27 protein-coding genes, 1 tRNA gene and 1 pseudogene are annotated in these 25,579 nt (G+C 56.7%); 23 read left to right on the top strand and 6 right to left on the bottom strand.

Features of this window, described 5'->3' with window-relative positions; genetic code table 11:
• Positions 1–3 precede the first annotated feature (3 nt).
• The 4 genes from RYB09_RS11460 to RYB09_RS11445 all read right to left on the bottom strand — a co-directional run bounded on the left by RYB09_RS11460 (position 4) and on the right by RYB09_RS11445 (position 4,046).
• The gene (locus tag RYB09_RS11460) at positions 4–732 is read right to left on the bottom strand and encodes an SDR family oxidoreductase (RefSeq protein ID WP_058400326.1); all 729 of its coding nucleotides are present in this window, start codon (positions 730–732) and stop codon (positions 4–6) included.
• A gap of 44 nt (positions 733–776) precedes the next feature.
• Entirely contained in the window at positions 777–2,024 is a 1,248-nt protein-coding gene (locus RYB09_RS11455; protein ID WP_316888475.1) for an ABC transporter permease subunit, read from the bottom strand.
• Positions 2,021–2,842: an ATP-binding cassette domain-containing protein gene (locus RYB09_RS11450; protein WP_230017467.1), complete on the bottom strand. Its 822-nt coding sequence runs from the start codon at positions 2,840–2,842 to the stop codon at positions 2,021–2,023. Before RYB09_RS11450 ends, RYB09_RS11455 begins: the two co-directional genes overlap by 4 nt.
• A 112-nt stretch (positions 2,843–2,954) precedes the next feature.
• Positions 2,955–4,046, bottom strand: coding sequence for a sugar ABC transporter substrate-binding protein (locus tag RYB09_RS11445; protein ID WP_058400324.1), 1,092 nt, complete (start codon positions 4,044–4,046; stop codon positions 2,955–2,957).
• 308 nt (positions 4,047–4,354) lie between these two features.
• On the opposite strand from RYB09_RS11445, the gene RYB09_RS11440 reads away from it, so the two are divergent.
• Positions 4,355–5,416, top strand: coding sequence for a LacI family DNA-binding transcriptional regulator (locus tag RYB09_RS11440; protein WP_058408729.1), 1,062 nt, complete (start codon positions 4,355–4,357; stop codon positions 5,414–5,416).
• 24 nt (positions 5,417–5,440) lie between these two features.
• Positions 5,441–5,580: pseudogene (locus tag RYB09_RS27195) on the top strand (conjugal transfer nickase/helicase domain-containing protein); the annotation flags it as partial.
• Between the two features lie 83 nt (positions 5,581–5,663).
• On the opposite strand, the gene RYB09_RS11435 reads toward RYB09_RS27195, so the two are convergent.
• Entirely contained in the window at positions 5,664–5,822 is a 159-nt protein-coding gene (locus tag RYB09_RS11435; RefSeq protein WP_005732296.1) for a hypothetical protein, read from the bottom strand.
• Positions 5,823–6,165: 343 nt separating this feature from the next.
• Here RYB09_RS11435 and RYB09_RS11430 point away from each other — a divergent pair, with 343 nt between their 5' ends.
• Entirely contained in the window at positions 6,166–8,250 is a 2,085-nt protein-coding gene (locus RYB09_RS11430) for a calcium-binding protein (protein ID WP_316888471.1), read from the top strand.
• A 243-nt stretch (positions 8,251–8,493) separates the two neighbouring features.
• Here RYB09_RS11430 and RYB09_RS11425 read toward each other — a convergent pair.
• Positions 8,494–8,570 (bottom strand) — tRNA-Pro (locus RYB09_RS11425).
• Between the two features lie 239 nt (positions 8,571–8,809).
• Here RYB09_RS11425 and RYB09_RS11420 point away from each other — a divergent pair.
• From RYB09_RS11420 to RYB09_RS11325, 20 genes are all read left to right on the top strand, one after another.
• Positions 8,810–9,670: a ParA family protein gene (locus RYB09_RS11420; protein WP_316888469.1), complete on the top strand. Its 861-nt coding sequence runs from the start codon at positions 8,810–8,812 to the stop codon at positions 9,668–9,670.
• Position 9,671: 1 nt separating this feature from the next.
• Positions 9,672–10,427 carry a hypothetical protein gene (locus RYB09_RS11415; protein ID WP_316888467.1) on the top strand — a complete coding sequence of 252 codons (756 nt, stop codon included), beginning with the start codon at positions 9,672–9,674 and terminating at the stop codon, positions 10,425–10,427.
• Positions 10,424–11,125 carry a DUF2786 domain-containing protein gene (locus tag RYB09_RS11410; protein WP_316888466.1) on the top strand — a complete coding sequence of 234 codons (702 nt, stop codon included), beginning with the start codon at positions 10,424–10,426 and terminating at the stop codon, positions 11,123–11,125. The genes RYB09_RS11415 and RYB09_RS11410 overlap by 4 nt, the downstream gene beginning before the upstream one ends.
• The gene (gene dnaB, locus RYB09_RS11405) at positions 11,125–12,471 is read left to right on the top strand and encodes a replicative DNA helicase (protein ID WP_316888464.1); all 1,347 of its coding nucleotides are present in this window, start codon (positions 11,125–11,127) and stop codon (positions 12,469–12,471) included. The genes RYB09_RS11410 and dnaB overlap by 1 nt, the downstream gene beginning before the upstream one ends.
• Positions 12,468–12,809: a hypothetical protein gene (locus tag RYB09_RS11400; RefSeq protein ID WP_019335176.1), complete on the top strand. Its 342-nt coding sequence runs from the start codon at positions 12,468–12,470 to the stop codon at positions 12,807–12,809. Before dnaB ends, RYB09_RS11400 begins: the two co-directional genes overlap by 4 nt.
• A gap of 1 nt (position 12,810) precedes the next feature.
• Positions 12,811–13,218, top strand: coding sequence for a hypothetical protein (locus tag RYB09_RS11395; protein ID WP_316888461.1), 408 nt, complete (start codon positions 12,811–12,813; stop codon positions 13,216–13,218).
• The gene (locus RYB09_RS11390; RefSeq protein ID WP_316888459.1) at positions 13,215–13,460 is read left to right on the top strand and encodes a hypothetical protein; all 246 of its coding nucleotides are present in this window, start codon (positions 13,215–13,217) and stop codon (positions 13,458–13,460) included. Before RYB09_RS11395 ends, RYB09_RS11390 begins: the two co-directional genes overlap by 4 nt.
• A complete protein-coding gene (locus RYB09_RS11385) occupies positions 13,396–13,713 on the top strand; it encodes an Arc family DNA-binding protein (protein ID WP_316888457.1) in 318 nt (105 codons plus the stop codon). The genes RYB09_RS11390 and RYB09_RS11385 overlap by 65 nt, the downstream gene beginning before the upstream one ends.
• A 2-nt stretch (positions 13,714–13,715) precedes the next feature.
• Positions 13,716–15,470 carry a ParB family protein gene (locus RYB09_RS11380; RefSeq protein WP_316888456.1) on the top strand — a complete coding sequence of 585 codons (1,755 nt, stop codon included), beginning with the start codon at positions 13,716–13,718 and terminating at the stop codon, positions 15,468–15,470.
• A 36-nt stretch (positions 15,471–15,506) separates the two neighbouring features.
• A complete protein-coding gene (locus RYB09_RS11375) occupies positions 15,507–16,244 on the top strand; it encodes a DUF2857 domain-containing protein (protein ID WP_004396419.1) in 738 nt (245 codons plus the stop codon).
• Positions 16,245–16,249: 5 nt separating this feature from the next.
• Positions 16,250–17,614 carry an STY4528 family pathogenicity island replication protein gene (locus RYB09_RS11370; RefSeq protein ID WP_316888453.1) on the top strand — a complete coding sequence of 455 codons (1,365 nt, stop codon included), beginning with the start codon at positions 16,250–16,252 and terminating at the stop codon, positions 17,612–17,614.
• A 471-nt stretch (positions 17,615–18,085) separates the two neighbouring features.
• Positions 18,086–18,865, top strand: a complete 780-nt coding sequence (locus tag RYB09_RS11365) for a PFL_4669 family integrating conjugative element protein (protein WP_004396423.1) — start codon at positions 18,086–18,088, stop codon at positions 18,863–18,865.
• On the top strand, positions 18,862–19,446 hold the full coding sequence (locus RYB09_RS11360) for a DUF3158 family protein (RefSeq protein ID WP_316888449.1): 585 nt from the start codon (positions 18,862–18,864) through the stop codon (positions 19,444–19,446). Before RYB09_RS11365 ends, RYB09_RS11360 begins: the two co-directional genes overlap by 4 nt.
• A gap of 1 nt (position 19,447) precedes the next feature.
• Complete coding sequence (locus RYB09_RS11355; protein ID WP_316888447.1) at positions 19,448–19,915, top strand: single-stranded DNA-binding protein; 468 nt, start codon at positions 19,448–19,450, stop codon at positions 19,913–19,915.
• A 203-nt stretch (positions 19,916–20,118) separates the two neighbouring features.
• Positions 20,119–20,361 carry a hypothetical protein gene (locus RYB09_RS11350; protein WP_316888446.1) on the top strand — a complete coding sequence of 81 codons (243 nt, stop codon included), beginning with the start codon at positions 20,119–20,121 and terminating at the stop codon, positions 20,359–20,361.
• Positions 20,362–20,423: 62 nt separating this feature from the next.
• Complete coding sequence (locus RYB09_RS11345) at positions 20,424–20,624, top strand: CrpP family ICE-associated protein (RefSeq protein ID WP_074321440.1); 201 nt, start codon at positions 20,424–20,426, stop codon at positions 20,622–20,624.
• A gap of 103 nt (positions 20,625–20,727) precedes the next feature.
• On the top strand, positions 20,728–22,617 hold the full coding sequence (locus tag RYB09_RS11340; protein WP_316888440.1) for a hypothetical protein: 1,890 nt from the start codon (positions 20,728–20,730) through the stop codon (positions 22,615–22,617).
• Positions 22,618–22,619: 2 nt separating this feature from the next.
• Positions 22,620–24,572 (top strand): DEAD/DEAH box helicase, encoded by a 1,953-nt coding sequence (locus tag RYB09_RS11335; RefSeq protein WP_316888438.1) that lies wholly within the window; start codon positions 22,620–22,622, stop codon positions 24,570–24,572.
• Positions 24,573–24,654: 82 nt separating this feature from the next.
• The gene (locus RYB09_RS11330; RefSeq protein WP_316888437.1) at positions 24,655–24,945 is read left to right on the top strand and encodes a hypothetical protein; all 291 of its coding nucleotides are present in this window, start codon (positions 24,655–24,657) and stop codon (positions 24,943–24,945) included.
• 199 nt (positions 24,946–25,144) lie between these two features.
• Positions 25,145–25,393 (top strand): hypothetical protein, encoded by a 249-nt coding sequence (locus RYB09_RS11325; protein ID WP_016981103.1) that lies wholly within the window; start codon positions 25,145–25,147, stop codon positions 25,391–25,393.
• The last annotated feature ends 186 nt before the right edge of the window (positions 25,394–25,579 follow it).

The raw sequence follows: 25,579 nt of genomic DNA, 5'->3' as shown, positions 1-25,579 counted from the left end.
GCATTAAAGGTCCACGCTGAAGGGCATGATGACCAGATCGCGGACCACCACGTTGTGCGGCCGGGTCAGCATGAACAGCACCGCTTCGGCGACCTCGTTGGCCTCCATCAGGGCACCCGACGCCTTGGCCTCGTCGAGCTTGGATTGCGGCCAGTCGCTGATCAACGCGGTGACCACCGGCCCGGGCGCCACCGCGCCGACGCGAATACCATGTTTAATCAATTGCCGACGCAGGCTATGAGTGAAGGCCTGGATGGCATGCTTGGACGCCGTGTAGATCGGCTCCCATACCACCGGGATCAGTCCGGCGATGGAGCTGGTCAGCATGATGTCGCCACTGCCCCTTTCGATCATGTGTGGCAGCACCGCCTGCACCGACCGGAAGGCGGCGTTGATGTTCAGGTTAAGCATGCGATCCCACTGATCTGGATCGCCATCCGCAACTTCGCCGCCGATGTAGGCGCCGGCGTTGGCGTGGAAGATGTCGAGTCGGCCGAAGCGCTCGAGGATCTGCGGCAGCATGGTCTTGACGCTGTCCGGATCAAGCAGGTCCACCACCACGGGAAAGGCGTTCGGGCCCAGCTCGACGCAGACCTTTTCCAGGCCTTCGCGAGAGCGGTCTATCAACGCCACCTGGGCACCGGCGGCGAGCATTTCCTTGGCGCACGCCAGGCCGATACCGGAGGCACCGCCGGTGATGGCGGCGACTTTCATGGATAGTTTCTGGTTCATGTGTTCACCTCTGCATTTCTGCATTCGAAAGTGGGGTGTCAGCGTCACGCCCGCCCGTGGACAGCCCGCGAACGGCGCGCCAGGGCGTCGATGATGACCGCGAGCGCCAGAACGGCACCGGTGATCATGTAGCGCAGCGCCGAGGACAGATCGAGCATGGTCAGGCCGCTGGCGATAGACTGGATAACGATCACCCCGAGCAAGGCGGAGTAGGCACTGCCGCGACCGCCGAACAGGCTGGTGCCGCCAATCACCGCCGCGGCGATGGCATTGAGGTTGACGTCACCGGTCCCCGCCTGCTGACTGGCCGAGGCCAGCCGCGCCGCGGCGAGGATGCCGCCCAGCGCAGCCAGGCTGGCGCACAGCACAAAGGCCGAGGTGTAGATGCGCCGCACATTGATACCGGCGCGGCGCGCAGCTTCGCGATTGCCACCCACCGCCATCAGGCTGCGACCCCAGCGGGTCCGGGTGAAGGCATAATTCATCGCCACCACCAGCGCGACGAAGAAGGCGAAGATCCACGGCACCCCACGATCCTGGTTGAGGTAGTAGGCGACAGAACCGAGCAGGACCGTCAGGGCCAGTGATTGCAGCGCCAGCCCGACCAGCGAGGGCGATGACAGCTGCGCCTGGCGCCGCCGCGCCCGTTCCCGGTAGCCATTGGCGAACCGCAACGTGCCGGTCAGCCCCGCCAGCAGGTAGGCCAGAAGCGGCGGCAGGGTGTCGAGTTGGCCGAAGCTCACCAGGAAGGAGTCGTACGGCAGGTTGATGGAGCCGGCGTTACCAAGCACCTGAAGCTGCAATCCCAGCACCGTCAGCAGTCCCGCCAGAGACGCTACGAAGCTGGGCATGCCCAGGCGGGTGAACAGCAGCGAATAGAGGCTGCCGATCAGGGCACCCGCGACCAGGGCAGCAAGGATCGCCAAGCCCACCGGCCAACCCTGATTGACCCAGAGAACGCCCACCAGCGCTGACGCGAAGCCGCTGATGGAACCCACGGACAGATCGATCTCCCCCACCATCAGCACGCACACAACACCAAGAGAAATGATGCCCACGGTAGCGGCGTCGAACAGCAGGTTGGACAGGTTGGCGCTGGAGAGAAACACCGGATTCAAAACGCCGAAGGCGGTCCAGATCACCACCAGGCCGATCACTACTGGCAGCGGTCCGAGGTCTCCGGCGCGAATCCGCTCGGCCGTGGCCTTGAGGCTGGCGGCCAGGCCCACGGTCTGGTTGACGCGGCTGTCGCTCCGGTCGAGTAACGCCGCCGTTTCGTTGGTCTGGCTCATGACGGCTGCTCCTGACTGGTTTCGAGGGTGGCGGCCTGACGGCGCAGAGCGCGCCGCGAGACCGAATTGTCGTCAGCCCCGGTGATCGCGCCGATCAGCTCCTGGCTGCTCACGTCCGGGGCGAAAATACCGTTGTTGCGCCCAAGACGCAGCACGGCGATGCGATCGGCCACGGCCCGCACGTCTTCCATGTTGTGGCTGATGACCACCACCGCCAGCCCCCGGTCGCGCACCCGTTCGATGAGGTTGAGTACCTCGGCGGTCTGGGCCACGCCCAGAGCAGCGGTGGGCTCGTCGAGCAGGATGACCTTGGGTTCAAGCAGCAACGACCTTGCGATGGCCACCGTCTGCCGCTGCCCGCCGGAGAGCGCGGCGATGGGTAGCCGCACGCTGGGAATGCGCGCCGATAGTTCGCCCAGTAGCTTCCAGGTACGGACCTCCATGGTGGTCTCGTCCAGGGCCCACGGGTGCAGTTCGCGGCCAAGAAACATGTTGGCCACGACGTCGAGGTTCTCGCACAGCGCCAGGTCCTGGAACACTGTAGCGATACCCAGCGCCTGGGCCTGGGCGGGACTGGCAAGGCTCACCGCCTGCCCGCCCACCTTAAGCGAACCGGAGGTGGGCTGGTGAACGCCAGAGATGATCTTGACCAGGGTGGACTTGCCGGCGCCATTGTCACCGACCAGGGCCACCACTTCGCCGGGATACAGGTCCAGGTCGATATCGGATAGCACCGAGATCGCACCGAAGCTCTTGCAGATACCACGCAAGCTCAATACGGGCTCGCGCGGGACCGTCTGGCCGGGATGATCAGCCATGTTTGACTCCCTTGTATTGTTGTTGATGTCCAGCAGGACGTAAGAAGTCAGCGCGAGCTGAGCAAGGCGGCTGTCCGTCAATTACCGCGCTTGCCCCGCCCGCGCAATGTCATCAGGGCTTGATGCCCAGTTTCTGACAACCCGCGGCATAACGATCCGTGCACAGCTGGGCAGCGGTCTGGATCGGTTGGCCGGCCACACGTTGATCTATAATCTGCGCCTTCAAATTCTCGGCCGTGACCAGAGTCGGCACGAACAACCGCGACGGCGCGTCATACAGCGTGGTCTCAGGCTTGGGCGTCTTGCCAGCGATAAACTCGCCCGCAACATCAGCCGCCGCGCTGGCGACGATCTCGCTGGGCTTGGAGATGGTGTTGTACTGGTCGCCAGCAATGATCAGCTGTAGGCCGGCCACGGTGGCATCATTGCCGGTGATCGGCGGCACCGGACTCACCCCGGCCGCCTTGAAAGCAGCCACCGCACCGCCAGCGGTACCGTCGTTGGCAGCCACCACGCCCAGGATGCGCTTGCCGAAGCGGGTGATCTGGCCGCTGGCCCATTGCTGCGCCTTGGCGGGTGCCCACTCGGGCGTGTCGTAATCGGCGAGGATCTGATAGCCGCCTTCGGCAAGCCCGGCCATGATGCCCTTCTTGATCAGCCCCGCAGCGGCATCGGTGGGCGAGCCGCCGATCACAAGCAGGCCACCGCTCTGCGGATCGACCTTCTGCGCCTGCAGGTGCTGTACCAGCGAGGTGGCGATTGTCTTGCCAATCGCCTCGTTGTCAAAGGACACGTAGTAATCGACCGGCACCGAGGTCACCGGTCGATCGTAGGCGATGACCTTGACGCCACGGGCCTGCGCCTGACGGACCAGGGAGCCCGCCGCCTTGGAATCCACCGGATCGAGAACGATGACCTTGGCCCCCTGCGACAGCGCGGCGTTGAACTGCTGCTGCTGACGGGAGGCGTCGCCGTTGGCGTTCTGGTAAATCACTCGGCAGTCGGCACAGACCGTCTTCATCTGTCGCTGGAAGCCTGGCAAGTCGTGCTCTTCGTAACGGGTGGAACTCTGGTCGGGCATGAGGAAAGCCACCGGCGATGCCGCGGGCGGGGCCGCCTGCAGACCGGAGGCGGCCAGACTGGTGCCGACGGCAAATGCCAGCACGGTGCGGGAGAGCCGGGAGAGCTTGAAGATTCGCGCCATTTTCTTGTTATCCTTGGATAGGGCTTTGAACCGGGCTATTCGTAGACTGCGGCCCCGCCCGGTGGGTGGGGTGTGCTGCGGCGGGAGGCTCAGGATCGCTATACTCCCCTACCTGACGACACACACCCGACCGACGCCGATCACGAGATCCGACGAAAGATGGATATGGCCAGCGGCACAGCATTGCAGACCAGATTGCAATCCCATCGACGATGCTGCGTAAATTGCACAATCGATGGTGCAATAAGATTTACTCCTCGACTTCTACCACTGTCAAGTGACTTTGCGACCAATGGAAAAGCTCTGTGATGCCCCCTAGCAGCAAGAAGAAAGCGACCATCTACGATCTGTCTCAGCTTTCGGGCTCTTCCGCTTCCACCGTCAGCGCGGTGCTCAACGGCTCCTGGCGAAAACGACGGATCAAGGAGGCGACGGCGCAGCTCATCCAGTCTCTCGCTGACGAACATGGTTACAGCACCAACCTGCAGGCCCGTGGCCTGCGGCAGTCTCGTTCCGGCCTGGTCGGGCTGATGCTGCCGCTCTACGACAACCGTTTCTTTTCCGCACTGGCGCAAGGCTTCGAGGCACGCGTCCGGGCGCGTGGCCTCTGCCCGCTGGTCGTCAGCGGCTGCCGCGATCCGCAATTGGAGCTTAGTACCGTGGAGTCGCTGCTGGCCTACTCCATCGACGAGCTATTCATCGTCGGCGCTACCGATCCGGACAGCATCCACGGCGCCTGCGCGCGTGCCGGCGTGCGGCATCTCAATCTCGACCTGCCGGGTACCCTCGCCCCATCGATCACCAGTGACAACTACGCCGGCGCCTTCGAGCTGACGCAGGCAATCCTCAGCGAACTGGCGCCCATCAGCGACCTGTCATCGACGGATCTCTGCCTGTTCGGCGGCTACTCCGACTATGCCAGCCGGGAACGGATCGGCGGATTTCTGGCCGCCAAGCGAGCGCATTTCGGCGAAGCCACCAGCGACGACGTCTTCAGCGCCCCCGGCTATTCGCCAGCCATGACCCGCCAGGCCCTGACCGCTCACGTCCAATGCCATGGGCGGTTGCCGAGAGGGGTGTTCATCAACTCCACCATCAACCTGGAGGGCCTGCTCGGCGTGCTGCCGCAGCAGTCGACGGACCCTGTCGCGGACTTGGTGGTGGGCTGCTTCGACTACGACCCCTTCGCCTCTTTCCTGCCCTTCCCGGTCTACATGATGCGACAGAACGTCGAACGCATCCTTGAGCTGGCCTTTGAACTCATCGACCAACCCGAGCCAGAGGTTCGGCTGTACAAGGTCGCACCGATACTTGTATCACCACGCACGGCACTGCCCAGCTTGCTTGATGCATCCGCCCAAGACTATTGAGCTGGGCTATTTAAGCTGCAGGCGCGACTGGCTAAAGCAGGCTTGAATACCTGGACATGCCTGTCAAAGGACTGCGAAAAAGCAAACAACTGCGGGGCTATCTGCTCATAGAGCCTACCGACGTCTTCAGCGAGGTGCCCTATGTTCAAAGCGGTCTCGGCTGAAAATTTATCCTTGAACAAAAAAAAGCGTCCCTGGGGACGCCTTTTCTGTTGAGCTCAATCTTCAAGTCAGGCTTATACCTGGCTCAAGCTTGCTCGTCTTGCTTGTCATCGTCGTCATGCTTGAGTGCTGGCTTCATGCCTGGCTGAGGCGCGTGTTCAGCGTTGGGCGCAATTTCTTCGCCGTGGTTCTTTTTCTCTTGCTGAACTTTTTTGTCGTGGGCGACGTTACGTGGGTCGGTCATGGGAATTCCTTGATTGGGCAGAGGATTCAAGCACCCATCGACGTGATGCGTTGGCTTTGAGCGCCGGGGCAAGATTTGGAGTCAGACTGGGCGGAGGCGTTCAGTGCATTTCGCCGGCAGCACGCAACCACTCGCGCTCATCTCTGATGATCGACCCCGATCAACTAACGCTTCTAGCCGCTTGCTCAATATTGGAGCCCTGCCGCAAGTGTGCAGTTGACACGGTGTGCTGCCCGCAGAACACAAAACGTTCGCATTTATCCATCCTGCCAAGGTCAGATCCAGAGGATCCGTGCAAGCCCCTTCCCAATCCGTTCGGGTTCCATGCCTAAAGGACAATGTCATGGCGTCAATCGATAGCAAGGCCACCATCAACTACACCGTGCGAACAGGCCCGGGGACAGTGCAGGTCGACCCCTCCACGGGTGGCGATTCAAACTGGAGCATCATCCTTCAGCCTGACGGCAAGATCCTTGTCGGCGGTGAAAGCTTCCAGACTGCCATTGGCTACCCTGGCTCGCCGGGCGATGAAAGCTATGGCACGCGCGGCAGCTACACGGCGGTGCGCCTCAACAGTGACGGCAGCCTGGACAACAGCTTCGGCCAAGAGGGAATTGCCCTCGTGCCCGGCAACCTGGACCCGGAAGATTATGCTTACTACGTAATGGCGGTACAGGCCGACGGTAAAGTGCTATCAGCACAGCCAGGGCTTGGCGGTTTGAAGGTAGAGCGCTTTAACGTGGATGGCACCCTGGATACCACATTCGGCAATGGCGGTGCCGCGGGCCTTGATGTCCCGTTCGGCACCGATGGAATGGCTATTTACGCCACAGCAGATGGCTCGGTGTACGTCAGCCTTCGCGGCACGTCCCAGGCGATCGTGTTCAAGCTGGACAGCACCGGGGCTCCGGTCGAGGATTTCGGTGTCAACGGCGCACTTGTCCTCAACCCGACCGGGTATTACGGCACCGGTAATATCGCCACCGTTGTGCAGCCCGACGGCAGCGTATTGCTCGGCAGTTGGCTGTACGTGGGCGCCGACGGCCCTCACGACCCGGGCGATCCGGTTTATGCCGTTCAGCGACTTGCAGCCGACGGCAGCCTGGATACCGCGTTTGGCGTGGACGGCGTGGTGTACTTCGATACCGCGCTGGGGCTGGACTACCGCGCTGCGATAACCGTGCAAGCCGATGGCAAGATCATCGTGGCCGGCGAGAGTAACGACAATAACGCCTTCAACGTACTGCGGCTGAATGCGGATGGCTCGTTCGACACCTCCTTTAGTGACGATGGCAAGCTGACAATCCAGGTACCCCAAGGCGCGTCGAACTATGCCCACTCGGCAATCGTTCAGCCCGATGGCAAAATCCTTATCGCCGGCGACGTGATCACCCGTCTGAACGCCGATGGCAGCCTGGATACCACCTTCGGCAGCCAGGACGGCCAATACCACGTGGACGGATCCAGCCAGGCCAACCACCTGATTGGCAACGACACGGCCGAGATTATCCGCGGCCTGGGCGGAGACGATGTGCTGCAAGGCGGGGGTGGCCGTGACGTGCTGGCAGGCGGGACGGGCTCAGATATTTTCCGCTTCACCCAGATCAGCGACAGCTACCGTACCGCTACCGAAACAGGCAGCGACCGGATTCTGGACTTTGATGCCGCTCAGGACCGTGTCGATCTGATTGCGTTGGGCTTTACCGGCATTGGCGATGGCCACAATGGCACGCTGGCCATCCAGGCCAACGCCGAGGGCACTCGCACATACCTGAAAAGCTTCGATGCCGACGCCAACGGACAGCGCTTCGAACTGGCGTTTGAAGGCAACCTGACGGGGCAGTTGAACAGCACCAACCTGGTGTTCACAGCCCCCGTCGTCGAAGGAACGGCTGGCAAGGACGTAATCACGGGGAGCGCAATGTCGGAAGTCATTTATGGCCTTGCCGGCAATGACCGTATCGACGGCGGCAGAGGCTCGGATGTGATCATCGGAGGCGCAGGCGCCGACCTGCTGATCGGCGGCGACGACCCGAACCTTTCGGTCTATGGCCGTAATGGCATCAATGACGCTGACGTATTCCGCTACACGGCAGCCACTGACAGCTACCGCACGGACAGCCAGAGCTTCGTGGACCTGATTGTCCGGTTCGCAGACAACAACGACAAGATCGATGTGTCGGCGCTGGGTTACACAGGATTCGGTGACGGTACCGGCACTACGCTGAAGATGGCCTATAACACGGATCTGGACCGCACCTACCTCAAGGATGTGGAACCTGACGCTCAGGGCCATCGGTTTGAGATTGCCCTCACCGGCGACTGGACCCAGGATCTGGGCAACAACGATATGATTTTTGCGCCAACCGCGGAAGTGTCGCTGGTGGGTGTGGCTAGCGCGGCCACCCAATCAACAGACATGGTGTAAACCAGGGATAACTACTGTGGGATCGTGGGAAGCCGGGGTTCGCCTTGAGACGGTTGTGCGTAGCCAGACAGCGTATACGCAGTCTTACAGGCGGGGTCAGCCGTACGAAGTACTGATCGCTTCATGGGTGTTGTAGCTATAAACCCCAAACAAAAAAGGCGTCCCGAAGGACGCCTTTTCTGTTGAACTCAAAACAACTGTTTTTGAGCTCTGATCTTCAACCCTGATACAGCTGGGCGAAAATGGTCGGGGTAAGGGGATTCGAACTCCTGACATCCTGCTCCCAAAGCAGGCGCGCTACCGGACTGCGCTATACCCCGATGATGCTAAAAAACACCTCCGAGGAGGCGTTTTCTATTTGGGTGACGCTTGTGGCATCACTCCCTAAGATCCAGCCAGATACAAACTGACCAAAAATGGTGGGTCGTGTGGGATTCGAACCTACGACCAATTGGTTAAAAGCCAATTGGTTTCACTCCCTCAGTTTAGGCAGAACCTCCTGATGAAGGCTCTGGATCCAATCCGCAGTCTCTAATGTCCCCATTAGAGGCTTTAAATCATGTACATAACCTCGCTTTTGTCCACCAAAGGTGGTGTCGGTAAAACCACTTTGGCTGCCAACATCGGCGGCTTCTGCGCCGACGCCGGCTTGAGGGTCCTCCTCATCGACATGGACCCTGTGCAGCCTTCACTTTCCTCCTATTACCCAATGGCACAGGAAGTCAGCGGCGGCATATTCGACCTCATCGCACATAACCTGACTGATCCAGAGCGAATCATATCGAGGACAAGCATCCCGAATCTGTCCTTGATCTTGTCAAACGACCCCAACAACCAGTTGATTAGCCTCCTGCTTCAGGCTGCGGATGGTCGTCTGCGATTGGCTTCTCTGCTGAAAGCTTTCGAGGGTCATTTCGACCTGATTCTCATTGACACCCAGGGCGCACGAAGCGTCATGTTGGAGATGGTGGTTTTAGCGTCAGATCTTGCTGTATCCCCGTTGCCACCGAACATGCTCAGCGCCCGCGAGTTTAACCGTGGGACGTTGCAAATGCTTGACGGACTGCGTCCTTACTCGAGGCTTGGCCTGCACGTCCCTCAAATCAAGGTTGTAGTCAACTGCCTCGACCAGACCGTTGACGCTCGCCAGATCCATGACGCAATCAGAGTGACCTTCGCTGATAGCAAAGAGATCGAGGTACTTCAAAGCACCGTCCCTGCTTCAGTAGTTTTCCGGCAGGCATCGACGTCGGGTATGTCTGCGCACCGGATCGAATACAAACAACCGTCCAACCGTCGAGCCCCGAGTGCGCTTCAGATCATCCGTGAACTGGTGATAGAGGTTTTCCCACAATGGAATGACCTCTTTGAAGCCATGACCGAGTCGGCTGTAGCGAAAATCGTCAAAGAGGATCGCTGAAATGGGGACGCCACATTTCACCGACGCATCCGGGATTACTCCGGAATTGATGCGCAAGCTCAACGAGCAATACAACTCATCACAGCTGCGCGCCGCTCAGACCAAGCTTACGAACACGTCACGTGAGCTCCGCAATTTAAGCTCCGGCCATCAGATGGGCCGCGGCTTGATTAGCCGACTCGGTGATTACTTGAGCGTAGAACAGCGTGAACTGCTCACTCAGGCCGCGCAGCTCCTTGAATCAGTCAACTCTCATGTCGAGCATGCCAAGGAAAAACGTGTCCGCGACGAGAAAGCGGCCAAACGTCGGCAGGACGCGCGCAACGCAAGAGCGAAACTACTGATTGCTGCTACATATCCCCTGCCCACTGAGAGCCTGGACCAGAAACTTGAGCTCCTCAAAACAGTGCTGTTATTCAACCGTATTGGCGTATACGACGGTTTCTACACCGCAGTCGAGCTCAATAGCAGAGTCAGACGCGATCTACTGACGCCGTTTAGCCAACTGATAGGTTGGACCAGCCTGACAGCTTATCGAGTCAGTTGCCTGGACTCACTTCGTCACCAGTTCGTTGAGGCACTGACTAATAACATCTCTTACAACGATGGATCTGATGTCGAGGACCGGCTTGCCATTCTGAAGTCAAAAGCCCGGGAAGAGCGGGCTAAAGCCGAGCTCACTGCTGATGAAAGTGAGACCCTCAGACTCTGGAAAGAGGCTCTGGCACTTGAGACAGTACCGGAGGTACGGCCATGAGCATTGACCGCCAACGGATAATCGACAAAGTCATCAAGTGCTTCGCTTTGGCTCGCTCTGCGGGTGCATCCCCAAATGAGGCTGAGACAGCCCTTCGGCAAGGCCGCAAGCTAATGGAGCAGTACAACCTCGAAGAGCTTGAGGTGGACGCCCACCTCGCCTGCGAGGCCTCAGCAACTGCGGGTACGAAGCGAGCGCCTGCAAGTTGGCTGCACAGTCTGGCAAGAACATGCGCGAGCGCTTTCGACTGCGATTGCATTGCTTACCAAGCGCGGCCTGGAGACTGGCATTTCAAGTTCATCGGTTTGGGAGTATCGCCAGATCTTGCCAGCTATGCCTATTCCGCGCTTCATCTGCAGCTTGTTTCGGCGCGTCGTCAGCACGTATCGCAGCTCAAACGCTGCAATCCAACCACCAAAAGACGACGTGGACGGATTTTTGCGGAAGCATGGATCAATGCGGTGGCCAGCAACGTTTACAAATTCGCCGGTCGACAAAACGCTGAAGCTCAGCAAGCGATAAGCGCTTACCTCAGCCTGCACCACCCCACCGTAGTCGAAAAAGAGCTTGAGCCTACATCTGTTAAGGGCCACGACCTGAAATCTCAACATCAGGGCTGGACGCAAGGTGCTAGAGCCGCGTTGCACAGAGGCGTCGATCAGCACTCCCAGTCCCCGGCAAGAATCGGGAGGGCTTGATGGACATTTCTCATATGTCACCTCCCCACTCCGTGGAAGCCGAACAAGCTGTGCTTGGCGGACTCATGCTTGATAACGAGTCCTGGGACATGATCGCAGACCGTATCAAAGCCGATGACTTCTACCGGGCCGAGCACCGTCTGATATTCCAGAGCATTGCTGGGCTGGCTGAATCGAACAGGCCATTTGACGTGGTCACGGTTTCCGACTCCATTGCGGCTATAGATGCTGCTGGGGGCTTGGCTTATCTCAGTGAGCTCGCCAAAAACACTCCTTCTGTGGCCAACATTAAGGCTTATGCAGAAACAGTGAGTAACCGAGCTCATTTACGCCGGATTATTTCACACGGCTATGCATGCACCCGGGAGGCTTCAGATCCTCAAGCGAATGCGTCTGAGGTGCAGGACATCATCGAGCAGCAGCTGTTTGCATTGGGACAAGGTCGGCAGACTTCCGACTTTGTGGATGTCAACCAGATGCTGATGCAAGTGGTCGACAAGATCGATCATCGCTTCAACGCCGGAGAGTCGGTTGTAGGTGTCCCTACAGGAATTGACGATCTTGATGAGCTGACCGGTGGGCTGCAGGCAGCGGATCTGATAATCCTCGCTGCTAGGCCAGCCATGGGCAAAACCAGCTTAGCGCTCAACTTCGTTGACCCGGCGCTTCAAAAAAAACCGGAGTCCACCGTTCAGATCTACAGCATCGAGATGCCCGCCGAGGCGATCATGTTCAGGCTCATCTCAATCCTGGGGCATCTGAACCTGGAGAAATTGATACGTGGCCAGCTCGACGATGAGGACTGGCCAAAGCTCTCTATGGCAGTGGCAAAGATCAACTCATATGGGAATCGCCTTGTAATCGATGACCAAGCTGACCTGACTCCTTCATCAATCCGTGCACGAGCACGCAGGGGTGCACGGCGCTTCGGAAAGCCATCTCTGATATTGATCGATTATCTGCAATTGATGAAATGTCCAGGTAAAGAAAATCGGGCCAACGAAATCAGCGAAATATCACGCTCGCTTAAAGCGCTCGCCAAGGAGTTCGACTGCCCAGTTGTCGCGCTTTCCCAACTAAATCGAGAGCTTGAGAGACGCCCTAATAAGCGCCCCATCAATGCTGACCTTCGTGACTCGGGCGCGCTTGAGCAGGACGCGGATCTGATTCTCTTCGTGTATCGGGACGAGGTTTATAACGCTGACACCGACCACAAAGGCATCGCCGAGCTGATTCTTGGTAAGCATCGGAATGGCTCACTCGGCACAGTCCGAACGGCCTTCATCGCCCAACACACTCGTTTCGAAAACCTCTCAGCCGCCGCATGGCAAGGAGCTCGATCATGAGCGCGCGCAATAAACCTCTTTGCATAACTCATGAGTGCCGCACTTGCGGCCACCACCACCCTTTCACTGCGGTCATGCCAGCAGGAAATCGTGCGCCCGAGTGCCCTTCGTGCCACAGCGGTGAAGTCGTCGAACTGGAGCTGGTGCACCCACAGTGGAGCGTTGTGGCCTCCAGTAAGGCACCAGACAGCAAGGAATACACCGTCGTGTTCCGCATGAGCCCAGGTACTTCCAGAAAAGCCTTCATGACAAAACTCACTGACACCTTTGTCGACCACGAGGTTGAAATCCTAGAGATCCAGTCGGGTGACAAGCTCGGCGGATCGGGAGGCCAGTGACATGCAGCTATATCACACCACTGAAGAAGATTTGCCTGTCCAGTCGGACCGGGAAAAAGAGCGCCTCCGGAGCGATATCGAGAAGGCGATGGCTGATTACTTAAGTCGTGGGGGCGCTATCAACCAGGTTGAAGCAAGCCAGCGCTCGAATGACAGCTCGTTCGTTATCAATTCTGAAAAAACCGCACAGTTGAAGGCGGATACCACCACTCGTGGGCGGAAAAAAACAAACGATCTGACCGACACAGAGCTGGCGCGACTGCTGAAAGCCCACTGCACAGCAGGGGCATCACTGGCGTCCGCCGCTGCAACGATCAATCAAACGCGGAAGCGTTGTGAAGCCATAGCTCGTCGCTATCAGATCCCTTTCCGCTCTGCTGCTTTTACAAAAGCGAGGGCGCGGTCATGAGCAATACATCTACCTCTCTTCGAGGCAGGAAAAAGTCCCTGCAGGACTTGGCTGACTTCGCCATCTCACAGGGATGGGCAGTGCATCGCACTCATGGTGGACATATCAAGTTCACCAAAGGTGGGTGTTCACCCATCTTCACTTCTTTCACACCCAGCGACCACAGGGCCGGCCTCAATGCTCGCGCTCAATTGCGCCGCGCACAAAACCAAAGCCAGATTGGAGATCGCCATGTTGAGTAACGAAGCCGTGAATATTCGTGAGGACGACAAAGACGAGAAATTCGTCATCCGCCTACCTATAGGAATGCGCGGTCGTGTTCGAGGGGCTGCAAAAGCGAACCATCGCTCCATGAACTCAGAAATCATCAGCCGGCTTGACGCGACTCTTCGTCAAGACCAGGAGATCGCAAGGCTCAAAGCTGTGATCGATGTGCTGCTGAAAGCCGAAACCTCGACCGGCAACGTCATCCAACTTCCTGAGGTGGGCCAATAATCATGGCTAGCAAACTCACTGCAGATCAAATCTCGGGCAAGTTGTTACAAGGCTCATTCAGTCGTTCTGGCCCCACAGTTGATCAGCTGCCAGACCCGATTGTAGATACGCCCATGGTTCTCACCCTGGACGAGATGAAAGCTTTCGAGCAAAACCCGCGCACCGTGACCAATGCGAAGTACAAAGAGATCAAAGATTCCATCAGGCAGCGCGGCCTGGATCATCGCCCTACAGTCACGCGTCGACCTGGCGAAATTAAATTCACAATCAACAACGGTGGCAACACACGCCTGCAGATTCTGCGGGAGCTATACAGCGAAACCGGCGAAGACCGCTTCTATCGGCACAATGTCCTGTTCCGGCCTTGGGATTCAGCACGTGGGGAGATTATCGCGCTCACAGGTCACCTTTCGGAGAACGATCTTCGCGGTTCTCTGATGTTCATCGAAAGAGCTGTGGGTATAGAAAATGCTCGTGCCATTTACGAGAAAGAAGCTGGTGAGCCCATTTCTCAAAGAGAGCTGGTCCGGAAGCTTAGTGCCGATGGCTATCCGGTTTCCCAGTCACATATCAGCAAGATGCAGGATACGGTTCGCTGCCTTCTCCCTGTCATACCCAGTGCGCTTTATTCCGGATTAGGAAAACCTCAGATCGAGCGTCTCCTTTCGCTACGCAAGGCTGCTGGCCAGACCTGGCTCACGCATACAGAGGGGAAAGAACACATCCCTGACTTCGAAGGTTTGTTCCAGGACGTACTTTCGCTGTTCGATGGGGATGCGAGCGAGTTCGTATACGAGCGGGTTCAGGATGAGCTGATCAGTCACATGCAGTCGGGAACGGGGCTGTCTTATGAGCAGCTCCTGCTCACACTGAGTGAAAATCAGAACCAAGCACGGCGTTCATCTGTGATCGATACACCAGTGAGTTTGACGCCAGCTCAGCAGCCTCGACCTGAAGGTCTTCCGCCCGAGGGTGACGATCCGGGTAGCGATCAGCAACAGGAACCAGGCATTCAGGCTCCCCCACCTGAGCCTGGCAAAAACAAGGGCAAACAGGACGTATCACCAAAGTCCTCAAAAAACGAGGCTGACAAGCCACCGCCTCAGGCTCCCGAACTTACCGAGGAGGAGCGCGCAGCAAGGCTTGCCGGGCATATCGTTAGCCCGATATCCACCACTGAACGTGTGCAGGATGTAAAGCGGCAGTTGGCAGCCCTCGATGGGGAAAATCTGCCCGACTTCAAGACAAATGCGCTGATTTCGATACCCGTCCAAGCGGGTGGGTTACATCCTATCTCTGACGTCTGGTACATCGAACGTATCCTCGACCAGCCGGATGAATTGCGGCCGGTAATCGCTCAGCTCGCCCGGGAAATCGCCCACCTGTCAGGCATCAACCCAGACAGCGTGATTGATGTCCCAGGTGGTTTGGGCTTCCTCTGCCAAGACCCTCCTGAAGATGTAGACCTCAGCGATCTGGCCAATAACGTACTGACCCTTCTCCAGTCGATTAGTGGGGTATATGCAATTGCCTTGATCAAAGAGTCCCCCGAGCAACCCCTGGATGTGTCCGAGTTTCAGTTCACCGCCGCGCTGGCCCAGTTGCTGTTAGGTAGCCCGAGATACGAAGACCGTGAAGCAATTCTCCAAGGACGTTTGGACGATACCTGTCTCGTGAAGCTTTTCCGACTGATTCGCCTTGGCCGACGGCTGGTGGAGCTGGAGATGGGGAGCGTCAGCGTGGTTCAGACCCCATGAGGTTTTTTTCCGACGTTGTGAGACAGGAGTTTGGTCATGTCGAAAAAACATAACCCCCTCAACGAAGCCATGGTCGCGCAAATTCTGCATCACTTGCGCAACGGTGAGGTGAGGCGCTGCCTTGATATGGGACTGGACCCAGAAATTCTGGCACTGCTCCAGCATCCCTCATCACAAAGTGTGTTGCTTAACTCTGCAGTTATCTGGTGCCGAGTGGCAGTTGATCCGGACATGGTGAAGCGTCTGCTAGCGAACAAGGAGCGCACCGATCAGGAAAACCGAATAGTGCAGCGCGCGCTTCGCTTAGGGGCGACTACTCCAATGCTGCAGGAGTTCTTCGGCATGTCCCCCCAGGAAGTGTCTTTGCAACGGGTACTGGTAGGTGTTCCTGGACGCCCAGGGCGGTTCAGAGACATTCCCGATGACGCACCTCTCTGGCATAGGTTTGTGCAGCTGATGGAAGAGTACAGCGTGGATCATACGGATGGTGTCGCATTACTTGATATCGCGATGATGCTAACAGAGGAAATAAACGTTCCTCCTGAAGAACCCCACAGCCTGCCTTCGGACCAGATCACTCTGGGCCTCGTCTGGAACAAGATTCAAGGATGGCTGGCTCAGGATCTATACCCCACTGGCAAGAAGCGTAAATCGGCAAGCCTCGTAATGCTGGGGGAGTCTCGTCAACAGTCGAAAGCAAACGCTAATCGGAGCCGGCCAGGTCAAAGCCAGGCGAACAAGTCCGTTGGCAAGGTAGAAGGCGACCGGATGTGATAAGGATGAACCGGCGCCCTTCTCTGGGGGGAGCCATTAATGCCGCTGCCGGGGCTCTACAAAATCATCTGCTGCTCCAGCAATTAAAGCTGGCTCAACAGCAGAGCACTGGCTCAGATAATAAGAAGTCGGTTGCTGGCTCAGAGGCTGATGAGACATTAGACGGTATCGTTTTCAGTGGGAATCCACATGAGACAGTGCCGCGAAGTCTCCTGCTTGATGATCGGCTGTCACCGCTTGAGCGCAACGCTTGGCAAGTTTTCAGATTGCTTATCAACGCAGATGGCATCACTGCCTTTCCAACTTATGAACAACTGCGTCCATACCTGGGCTCAGTACCAGGAAAGTTTGCATCCAGAGAGACTGTAGCGAAGGCTCTGACGGTGCTTCGCTTGACGCGCTGGCTTAGTCTCGGGCGGAGAGTGAGAGACTCACTGAGTGGTCGAGTGCAGGGAAACGTCTACATCCTGCATGACGAACCGGTTGGTTGTGTTGAGGCCATGGAGCTTGATCGCGACTACCTGTTGCTTGTAGGCCATTCCCTCGATCATGCGAATAAAGCTGTCAGGACCGTGGCAGATTTGGCATTCAAGGAATTCGCAGCCGACCCGAATCAATCGACAGGCGTACTGCCCACGCGGCTTGATGTCATTGAGGGTAGATGGCGGAGTCAGGGTTGGCATGATGCACCGAAGGCCAAGGATCGCGGAGAAGACCAGCCTGAGTTCGGAATCCGAACTAAGCAAGAAAGCAAGCCTCCGGCACTGAGTTCGGAATCCGAACTCAGTGAAATTAGTGAGCAAGCGAATCTCGACAGACCGAGTTCGGAATCCGAACTCAGTCTAAAATCAGCGTCATACGGCACAGTTCGGATTCCGAACTCATATAGTACGTATACGAATACAAATACATCTGTATGTAAAAGCTCTGTACCGCGCGAGGCTCTGGGCGCTTCAGCCGATCTACCAGCAGGGTTTGAAAGGTTTACCGAGGATCAACGTTTCAGGGCAGTAACCGCATTGCAGAGCGTTGAGCCGTCACTGCGGGAACCGTTGCTTGATCAATGGCGTCATCGTTGCAATAGCGGATCCGTAAAGAACCCATTCGGCTATCTGTTGAGCTGCATGCAAAAAGCCCTGAGTGGCGAATTCAACGCCCAGTGGCAGGCACCTCAAGCGTCATCTCAAAATCCACAGGTGCACTCACCTCAGCCGAAACCTCGCGGCAACGAACCTGGTCAACCCAAGCCGACTCCCCCGCCTCTCGTGAATAAAGTTTCGCCCCAAGATCGCGACGAGTCCTCACTTGCTGCCGGGCGCAGCTCAATGATGGACATCAAACGGTTAATCCGCCCGAGATCGCAGGGTTGAACAGCTCAACTGAATGCTGCCATCACGGCAATCACTGTGACTCCACTGGAATTACTTTGAACACCGGTCAGGGTGATTCCCCGGGAATCACTCCGAGCACCGACCACGGTGATTCCACTGGAATCACTTCGAACACCGGTCAGGGTGATTCCACTGGAATCACTTCGAGCACCGACCACGGTGATTCCCTGGCAATCACTTTGAGCACCGACCAAGGTGATTCCACTGGAATCACTTCGAACGCCGGTCAGGGTGATTCCACTGGAATCACTTCGAGCACCGACCAAGGTGATTCCACTGGAATCACTTCGAACGCCGGTCAGGGTGACTCCATTCGCCAGCCCCCGAAAAACAGGGTCTCCAACAAAAAACCATTCCGATCAAGAAACGGTTTGTTACTGACCCTGAGTTGTACGCGCAGGCAGTCTTGCCTCGCCCTATCAATCATTTCTTATAAAGGAAGCGCTCAGCATGGCTGACAACTTTCAGCTCAACCTCGGTTCATTGCGAAGCAGCGTCAACCTGACCCTGCACACCCACCATGCCTCGCGCCTCTGGTTTGGTCGTCAACGCACCGAAGGCAAGCCTGGCATGATCGGCCTGAGCGGCTTTGCCAACATCCTCAATCGCATCAAGCGTGGCTGTGAACAGGACGATCCTTATTCGGACTGGTTTCTGATCCTTATAGAAGAAAAGATCGAAGCCTCTGAACAGGAAATGAAAGATATCGACGCCAGGCTGGACGAGGTTATGGCCTCACTGCCCCCGATGCTGTCGATTGGCCAAAACCTGTCCGTGCAACCGGTGACACTGCCGCTGTTCCTATCCACGCCGCTGGCGTTCAAAGCGGTCTTCTTGCTCACGGCCTACGACGAGCTGGTGCGGCGCATTCTGCTGGCCAGCCACGTCGGTCTTATAGACAACAACGCCAAAGGCCAGTGGCTCGATGAGGGGGCCGCAATACTGCGTCGTCTTTTCGGCCTGAGTCAGCGCTGGAAGTTCTCGGGAGCAAGCCGGGATGATTTTGCGGCAAAGAACGCACGTTCCGAACAGGCTCGTGAGATGTACGCATCGTTTGGTGAAATCCCCCAAGACATCCTGGAAGGAACACGCAAATCAAGCTTCGCGCCGTCCGCCGCCGCGACATCAACTACCACGATCAATGATGACGATCACGAGGATGGCTTCGAGGAGACCATCACGCTGGGCCTGCCCCACCAAGACATGCCTGATCCTGAGTCCGACAAGTGAGCAGCGTGACGGCCAACACTGCGTATCAGACTCAAGAGGGTCACAGTCTGCAACAGGGTGCCTTCCAACCCCTGCAACAGGATGCCTTCATCGGACTGCAACACGCGCCCTTCCTAAAAGGCCTTTTAAAACCTTTTAAAGGTAAGGGGGGAATGCTCCAGTTGGCGGAGTTATGCCGGTCCCTTGAAGGTGATTTGAATGCGCTGGCCGAAGATCAAGTGCTGGCCCAGGCGAACAGACATCCCTACACCCTTCTGCCTGTCCGGATGGTTCGGCAACGAACAAGTGCTGGCACAGTTTTTCTCCGCTGGCAGGAAATGGGGACGCGCCAGATGGGCGTCAATGTCTGGTCCAACTTGCTGGCCGACCCCAGAACACCCGAATCACTGCTCCAGGATCTGCACTCCATGGAACAGCAGCGCGTCGCTTTGAATATGCAAATAAGTCTGGTCCATACCATCGGCCGTCAGGCCGCCGAGTGCGCCGTAAAGATGGCCCAGGCAGATGCCGTTTACACAGGACGGCTGCAACAGATCTCACAATCCAGCGGCACTACACCGCATACCCCGAAGGAGTCCTAACATGGGCACATCAGTAGATTGGGAAGGTAACATTGGCTCTGATGCAGAATTCAAGGAGTTCCCCAACGGCAACAAGGATCCGCGCCGTTTGCTACGGCTGAACGTTTACTTCGATAACTCGATACCTAAAAGCGATGGGAAAGGCTATGAGGACCGGGGCGGATTCTGGGCCAACGTAGAGCTTTGGCATAAGGACGCAGAGCACTATGCCAACATTTATCAGAAAGGCATGAGGGTGCTGATCCATGGTCGGGCGGTCATGGATACCTGGACCAAAGATGGGGAGGAAGTTACTGCGTTGAAGGTGCAGGCTTCACGTGTGGCGATCCTTCCAGCAAGAATTGAAGCCGTGCATTTAATCCAGTCCCAGACTCAACAGGCGGCGCGCGCTCAACAGACTCAACCTGCCCGACCAGCGCAGAACGACCACGATGCATTGCTGGATTTCGACGACGATATTCCGGTGTAGAGCATCCGAGCGAAAAATCGCGCGCTCTGCGTGATGCTGCTGGTGGAAACGAAACTGATCAGCGTCGTTCCTCACCAGCAGGCAGCTCCTTCTGAACTGTTTTCTCCCCGGAGAAAAAACGCCCTGTACGTGGAGCTTGTGGTGAAAGAATCGCTCACCTCGGCAATCCCAAGTTACGATAAACCTCTCACTGGTCGAAACTCATGAGTCTCAATAACTTTGTTACCTATGTCATCCGCATGCCAAACGACACCGCGTCAAGGACAGCCCTGGCTACTGAATTGAATGAGGTGATTGTCAGGAATGGAGGGGAGTTGAGCGGAAGATCAATGGGGGATGAAATCACGCTCAATGAGCTGTTTGAAGCGCGTATGAACGACCTAGATGTCCAAGAAGCTCGGAGGGCAGCTCAGGAGCTGGCGACAGCTGAATACCTCGAAGATTGAAAAAAACGCCTCGTTCGTGAAGTCTTGGATGTATCCGATCTACTCCACGGGAATCCTCAGTTGTGAGAACAACTCCTACAGCGACGCACGAGACTTCGGATCGGCGTCGATTCAACAACCCTCACCATGCTGTGATGCTCGCGGGGGCTGAAGCGGCGCTTAAAGGCATCCCTCTCCACGAATGCCCTTACCGGCACCCAGCTATGCGCGCATCGTGGCTAAAGGGGTTTGCCCAGGAGCAACAACAAAGCTTCAATTTCTGACTCAGCGCGATTAATACTCTCCCTCTCGTTTACGGTTACGCATGGCGAGCGCAGATCAGGTCTAGGACAGTGCTGCCTCAAGTCACTTTGAGCTCATTGATTCATGACCGCAGAGTCTATTCGCGAAAAAAAATTCGTCAAAACTCTTCTCGATATTGCGAAATTTCCAGAGCGTCATCGTGCTGTTGCTATGACTTGGGCTGATCATTTTGACGTACCGTCGGAACTACGCGATCAGTTCATGCTGCACTACCTCACCCACACGTCGTCAACTCGATGCTGGTGCGTTGCTCTCCATAACGATGACTCGGTGACACGGCCGACAGTGGCGCGAGTCGGCAGGCAGCTTCAATACTTCGATGGCCATCTGATTTCCGCGGTACGCTTTGATGAGAAAATAAAAGTCCCGGTCCATGCACCGACGACGAGCCGTGCATTGAAGCTGGCTCATAAGATGATTACTCATGATGGTGCGGATGCACTGTTGACGTCGTTCTGCAAACATGCACGGGACTTGGCGCGTAACGAATCTGTACTTAGCATCAAACCGCTGGTGAAATACAATTCAGGGGTGCTTAATTCAGAAGGCAGAAACAACCGTTTTTACGCTCCACGTAATCGTTTTTACATCACCTGTATCGGCGCGACACTGAAGAGGTTTTGTCAGAGTCTTGACCAAGAATTGCTACATGCAGTGCGCTCTGTACAGTGTCCTTCCGCCAAACTCTACAACTGGCTCGCTCAAGGTGATCGCACACGACGTCTACAGGCGTTGAAAGCACAGCCGGTGTTAGTTCCTGTGTTAGTCGTTAGTAATGGAGTGTCTTGGCCCACCGATCCGGAGCATCGGGTACCGGTACCGTGCCCTTGGGTGAGCCTCCAAGAGTTTTGCTTTTGCTGCGAAGGTGAATATCCATTGGACGCGGATACGTTCTTGGGGCGAGCAGTGGACACCGGCTTACCTCTAAATAGCGTTTTCGCGTGGCTGTTCACAGCACCGAAGTCTGCGATTACCTTCCTTGGCCAACAGCGAGTCTACGATACGGGAAGTGCGTTATCACGTTTGAACGCTGAGGGTTTGGATTCTGGATGGAATGCTCTGATTGCCGGTGCGCAGTTGGGGAACCGCCGCCCGACGAACAAGACCGAATGGCGGGCCTTCTACTCGTTTCAATCGTCAATACCGTGGCAGGTGCTTGTATCGTTGGGTGACATGAACAATTTCATGAAGGGCTGCCCAACTGATTGGGCTGACACGGCATGGCCTGAAATCGCTGCGAAGCTGGTGGACCTCAGAGAGCTTTTCAATAACCTGGACAGAGTGGGCAACCGCCAAACAGTGGGCACACGAAAGCGTCTGCGCAAGTTCATCGGCTTGCTGACATACAGACAGCTGTCCAATTTCGTTGACGCCTTCCACGCCGCTCTCGCTGATATTAGAACGAGGCTGGAGCGGGAAATCCCGCCGAATCCATCAGATTCATTGACTCGATGGCCGGGATTTCTTCATGACCACGGTCCCATCACTTGTGCTGCGACTGGGCTGAAAATAGTTGAATTGCTCTGCCCGGATGACTTGGATCGGGAGCATTCCTATATGGGTCACTGCATTGACACTTACGACTATCGCGCGTACTCGGGCGACTGCAGGCTATTGTCGATCCGATCTGATGATCACCCAGTAGCGTCGATTGAGATCACGCTGATGCTTTCTCGCAACGAGGCGGCGACAGCGGAATATACGCTCAAACATCTTCGCCTCGCGCAGATCAGAGATAGCAGTAACCAAACACCCGCGCCCAACTCTGCATCGATGAAGGCTGTCGAGTGGTTTTTGGCCTCCGTCCGGAGTGGACGAATCGCAACGAACCTGGATTGGCCCAACTTAGCAAAGAAGCTGGATCGCTACGCCGACAAAGCCTCAATTTACAATATCCACTTTGGGGAAGAAGTTGTCGGTTGGGCAGAGCGGTACATGGGCAGGAGGCTCTGATCATGCCCTCGCCCCGATTGATAAACAAGCGACCGGTCCTGCTTCGCAAAGCCGTTTTCGATGGTTACGACTTCGGTCTGTCACTCAGTTACCTCCAAGGTGCCAACAAGCTATTGCTTCGCCGGAGGGGTTTTTTCATACGGAGGTCTGATCACCCGTTAAATCAATTTTGGCGCGTGCCCAAGGACAAGCTGCTCGATGACCTCGATGTGCTTTACCGGGAGCTGGCAGAGCTTGCGGATGGCCAACACATCGAGAGCTGGCAAGCGTTCAGAGACAGGATCACCTCTGCCCAGTCTGATGTGCACCGTGACGCTTTCACCTGGGGGATGAAGTTCCGGCTCGCGCCGTTGGCGGAAGGCGGTGTGATCCTGTCGGGAGATTTTCATCCTGGTGCAGTAGCAATCGCCAAGCGCATGCGTGGGGTGTTCCTGTCGGCGGGCAAAGCTTGGCGGGTGCAGGGCACAGCAGAGTTGGTCCGCAGCAACCTGATTCTAGAACTGGGCTTGGCCGAAGAGCAGTTTGAAATTCTGGACACGCTGCAGGAGTTGCTCGCTGACGGGTCGGTCAAGGCGGTGAGTGAGGTCACGAGCATCCGTCTGGGGGGGCACTCTCCGGAGTCGACCAAAAGCGAAGAGGAAATTTCAGACTCAGGTATCTACCTGGCATCTGTCCCCTCCATCAAAAACACCGAGCTGACCAGCGCCGAGATCGATGAGGCGCTGCAAGGATTCTCGCTGATGGATCATCAGCCAGCAGGTATCAGGCACCTGCTGCAGCGCACGAGCGCGCTACTGGCCGACGATATGGGGCTGGGCAAAACTCGCCAGGCGGTGATTGCCGCTGGTATACGTGCCCAAGGCAAACCGGTTCTGGTGATAGTGCTCAACAGCCTGATCATCAACTGGCAGCGCGAGATCCTGATGGTATTTCCCCAAGCTCAGATCGCCATGCAAACCTTTGATGCGAACGCTGGATGGATCATCGTGAACTACGAGCGACTGGGCGATTTTGTCATGCACGCGAACCACTTCGCGGTGATGGTCATTGACGAGGCTCACCGACTCAAGGAACCCACTGCTGCATGGACACGCCACGGCTTCGACATCGCGGCTCAAGTACAAAACCGCTACCTGCTAACGGGCACGCCAGTGCTCAATCGCGAAGCGGAGCTGCACACACTGCTCAGGCTTTCAGGCCACCCAATAGGTCAACTGCCCCTCAACGAGTTCTGCGAGCGATTCGCCGGCAGTCCTGAGTTTCGCAAGACGCTAAGGGATGAGATATCTGACTGGATGCTTCGTCGCCGCAAGGATGTGCTGCCCAACCTGAAGGGGAAGCAGCGCCAGACTGTGCCGGTGATACTCAGCCAGATAGAACGTGACGAGTACAATCAGATCATGCGAAGCGACCAGCACCGATTCGCACGGCTGGGCGCACTGCGTCAACTGCTCGAGCGCGTGAAGGTACGGATCTTGGCGGATCTGATGGCCGAGCTGGACGTCGACGACAAGGTGATCCTCTTCTGCGAGTATCAGGAATCCGTGGCCACGTTGCGTGAACACTGCCTCAAGATGGGCGTCGGGTGTGTGACGTTAGTAGGCAGTGACTCGCCCAAGAAACGACAGAAGGCGATTGATGCTTTCCAGCAGGATCCGGACTGCAGGGTGTTCATCGGGACCAGGTCGGCCGCCGGCACAGGTTACAACCTGACAGCGGCGAACTATGTATTCTTTCTGGGGCTTCCATACACACCGGGGCTGCAGGACCAAGCTGAGGATCGGGCTTATCGCAACGGGCAGTTACGCATGGTTGTAGTCAAAATCCCTTTAGCTGAGGACACTATCGACCAGCAGCTGTGGCAGATGCTCATGGACAAACGCGCCCTGGCCAGCGATCTGATCGATCCTGAAGCGGAGGAATCGAGCAAGTTGGCTCTTGCCGAGATCCTCTAATCCACTGTGGCAGGTTGCCATGCTTTTGAGCTATGTTGCTGAGGCCTGAATATCCAGGCGGATGTACTCTCAAGGAACGACGATGGCCAAGCCTAAAACTATTGCCGAAATTAACGCGCTGTACTCCTACAAAGATGAAGTTCCGAACGGAACGAACGACGGTAAACTGGTTTCCTGCGGACAGCATGGCGATTACAACGAGCTCGAAACGGTGTATAAAACCAAACTGAAAAAGTCAGTTGATGCAGATGAGATATCTGAGCAGGATGCAATTGATATTCTTCACTCTGCGTGCAAGCTCGTGGCAAATCCACGCCAGCGCAAAGACTTTTATGACCATATCGATGCAAAGCTCAAAGAGCTGATTGACTGATCAATTTTTCTGGAGGGTGGCCGCTACTGCCCTCCTTTCCGTATTGCCCCCCCCGCTGCCCAATAGAATCGAACAATAAGGCTTTGCTTAAATTCTCTGAGTGGTTTGGGCGACATCATGACGGGTGTTACCAAAGCAGCTATGATTGGTCCAATCTTAGCCATCCCGCACACACGCCAAGCTGCCGAGGGAGCTCCTCATGCTCAAATCGATTGTTTCAAATCTGGACCCTGTACTGCTCAGATTCTCTAAAGTTTTTAACGGGTGCGGCTTTTTGTTCATCGTGTCTTACGTCCTGCTTTCCATGGTGTATCAGATGCAGATCCCAAACTTCGACCAACTACGCTTGGCTCAAGATTTCGCGCCGCTCATCGCTTCCGCACTTGGTGCCGGTGCTGTGTGCATGGTTCTGCAGATGATGATCAGAACAAACGCCCGTTCAAGCTGAAGTCTGTACCTCGCTGAAGAGCGCTATGCTCTGTCAACTGGCGGGCTGACTGATCAGGAGGGCTCCTACTAACGCCCTCCCACCCTCACGTATCCCCTCGCCTCCTCAAATAACCAGAATCGATCCGTTAAGGGTTTAGCAGTGCTTTGCAACCTGAGCGCTGGCACCTTGGCCACCATCAAGAAA

The sequence above is a fragment of the Pseudomonas syringae group sp. J254-4 genome (assembly GCF_032586855.1).
GTDB classification, from domain to species: domain Bacteria; phylum Pseudomonadota; class Gammaproteobacteria; order Pseudomonadales; family Pseudomonadaceae; genus Aquipseudomonas; species Aquipseudomonas amygdali.
The sequence above is the reverse complement of the archived record's forward strand: the minus strand, read 5'-3'. Positions and strand labels throughout refer to the sequence as shown.

Excerpts from the sequence above, each read along its gene's own strand:
- RYB09_RS11375 (WP_004396419.1), top strand. The coding sequence starts at position 15,507 with ATGTCGAAAAAACATAACCCCCTCAACGAAGCCATGGTCGCGCAAATT.
- RYB09_RS11325 (WP_016981103.1), top strand. The coding sequence starts at position 25,145 with ATGCTCAAATCGATTGTTTCAAATCTGGACCCTGTACTGCTCAGATTC.
- RYB09_RS11445 (WP_058400324.1), bottom strand. The coding sequence starts at position 4,046 with ATGGCGCGAATCTTCAAGCTCTCCCGGCTCTCCCGCACCGTGCTGGCA.
- RYB09_RS11450 (WP_230017467.1), bottom strand. The coding sequence starts at position 2,842 with ATGGCTGATCATCCCGGCCAGACGGTCCCGCGCGAGCCCGTATTGAGC.
- RYB09_RS11455 (WP_316888475.1), bottom strand. The coding sequence starts at position 2,024 with ATGAGCCAGACCAACGAAACGGCGGCGTTACTCGACCGGAGCGACAGC.
- RYB09_RS11420 (WP_316888469.1), top strand. The coding sequence starts at position 8,810 with ATGTACATAACCTCGCTTTTGTCCACCAAAGGTGGTGTCGGTAAAACC.
- RYB09_RS11390 (WP_316888459.1), top strand. The coding sequence starts at position 13,215 with ATGAGCAATACATCTACCTCTCTTCGAGGCAGGAAAAAGTCCCTGCAG.
- dnaB (WP_316888464.1), top strand. The coding sequence starts at position 11,125 with ATGGACATTTCTCATATGTCACCTCCCCACTCCGTGGAAGCCGAACAA.
- RYB09_RS11440 (WP_058408729.1), top strand. The coding sequence starts at position 4,355 with ATGCCCCCTAGCAGCAAGAAGAAAGCGACCATCTACGATCTGTCTCAG.
- RYB09_RS11370 (WP_316888453.1), top strand. The coding sequence starts at position 16,250 with ATGAACCGGCGCCCTTCTCTGGGGGGAGCCATTAATGCCGCTGCCGGG.
- RYB09_RS11400 (WP_019335176.1), top strand. The coding sequence starts at position 12,468 with ATGAGCGCGCGCAATAAACCTCTTTGCATAACTCATGAGTGCCGCACT.
- RYB09_RS11385 (WP_316888457.1), top strand. The coding sequence starts at position 13,396 with ATGCTCGCGCTCAATTGCGCCGCGCACAAAACCAAAGCCAGATTGGAG.
- RYB09_RS11415 (WP_316888467.1), top strand. The coding sequence starts at position 9,672 with ATGGGGACGCCACATTTCACCGACGCATCCGGGATTACTCCGGAATTG.
- RYB09_RS11355 (WP_316888447.1), top strand. The coding sequence starts at position 19,448 with ATGGGCACATCAGTAGATTGGGAAGGTAACATTGGCTCTGATGCAGAA.
- RYB09_RS11395 (WP_316888461.1), top strand. The coding sequence starts at position 12,811 with ATGCAGCTATATCACACCACTGAAGAAGATTTGCCTGTCCAGTCGGAC.
- RYB09_RS11380 (WP_316888456.1), top strand. The coding sequence starts at position 13,716 with ATGGCTAGCAAACTCACTGCAGATCAAATCTCGGGCAAGTTGTTACAA.
- RYB09_RS11410 (WP_316888466.1), top strand. The coding sequence starts at position 10,424 with ATGAGCATTGACCGCCAACGGATAATCGACAAAGTCATCAAGTGCTTC.
- RYB09_RS11460 (WP_058400326.1), bottom strand. The coding sequence starts at position 732 with ATGAACCAGAAACTATCCATGAAAGTCGCCGCCATCACCGGCGGTGCC.
- RYB09_RS11430 (WP_316888471.1), top strand. The coding sequence starts at position 6,166 with ATGGCGTCAATCGATAGCAAGGCCACCATCAACTACACCGTGCGAACA.
- RYB09_RS11350 (WP_316888446.1), top strand. The coding sequence starts at position 20,119 with ATGAGTCTCAATAACTTTGTTACCTATGTCATCCGCATGCCAAACGAC.
- RYB09_RS11340 (WP_316888440.1), top strand. The coding sequence starts at position 20,728 with ATGACCGCAGAGTCTATTCGCGAAAAAAAATTCGTCAAAACTCTTCTC.
- RYB09_RS11335 (WP_316888438.1), top strand. The coding sequence starts at position 22,620 with ATGCCCTCGCCCCGATTGATAAACAAGCGACCGGTCCTGCTTCGCAAA.
- RYB09_RS11435 (WP_005732296.1), bottom strand. The coding sequence starts at position 5,822 with ATGACCGACCCACGTAACGTCGCCCACGACAAAAAAGTTCAGCAAGAG.
- RYB09_RS11365 (WP_004396423.1), top strand. The coding sequence starts at position 18,086 with ATGGCTGACAACTTTCAGCTCAACCTCGGTTCATTGCGAAGCAGCGTC.
- RYB09_RS11330 (WP_316888437.1), top strand. The coding sequence starts at position 24,655 with ATGGCCAAGCCTAAAACTATTGCCGAAATTAACGCGCTGTACTCCTAC.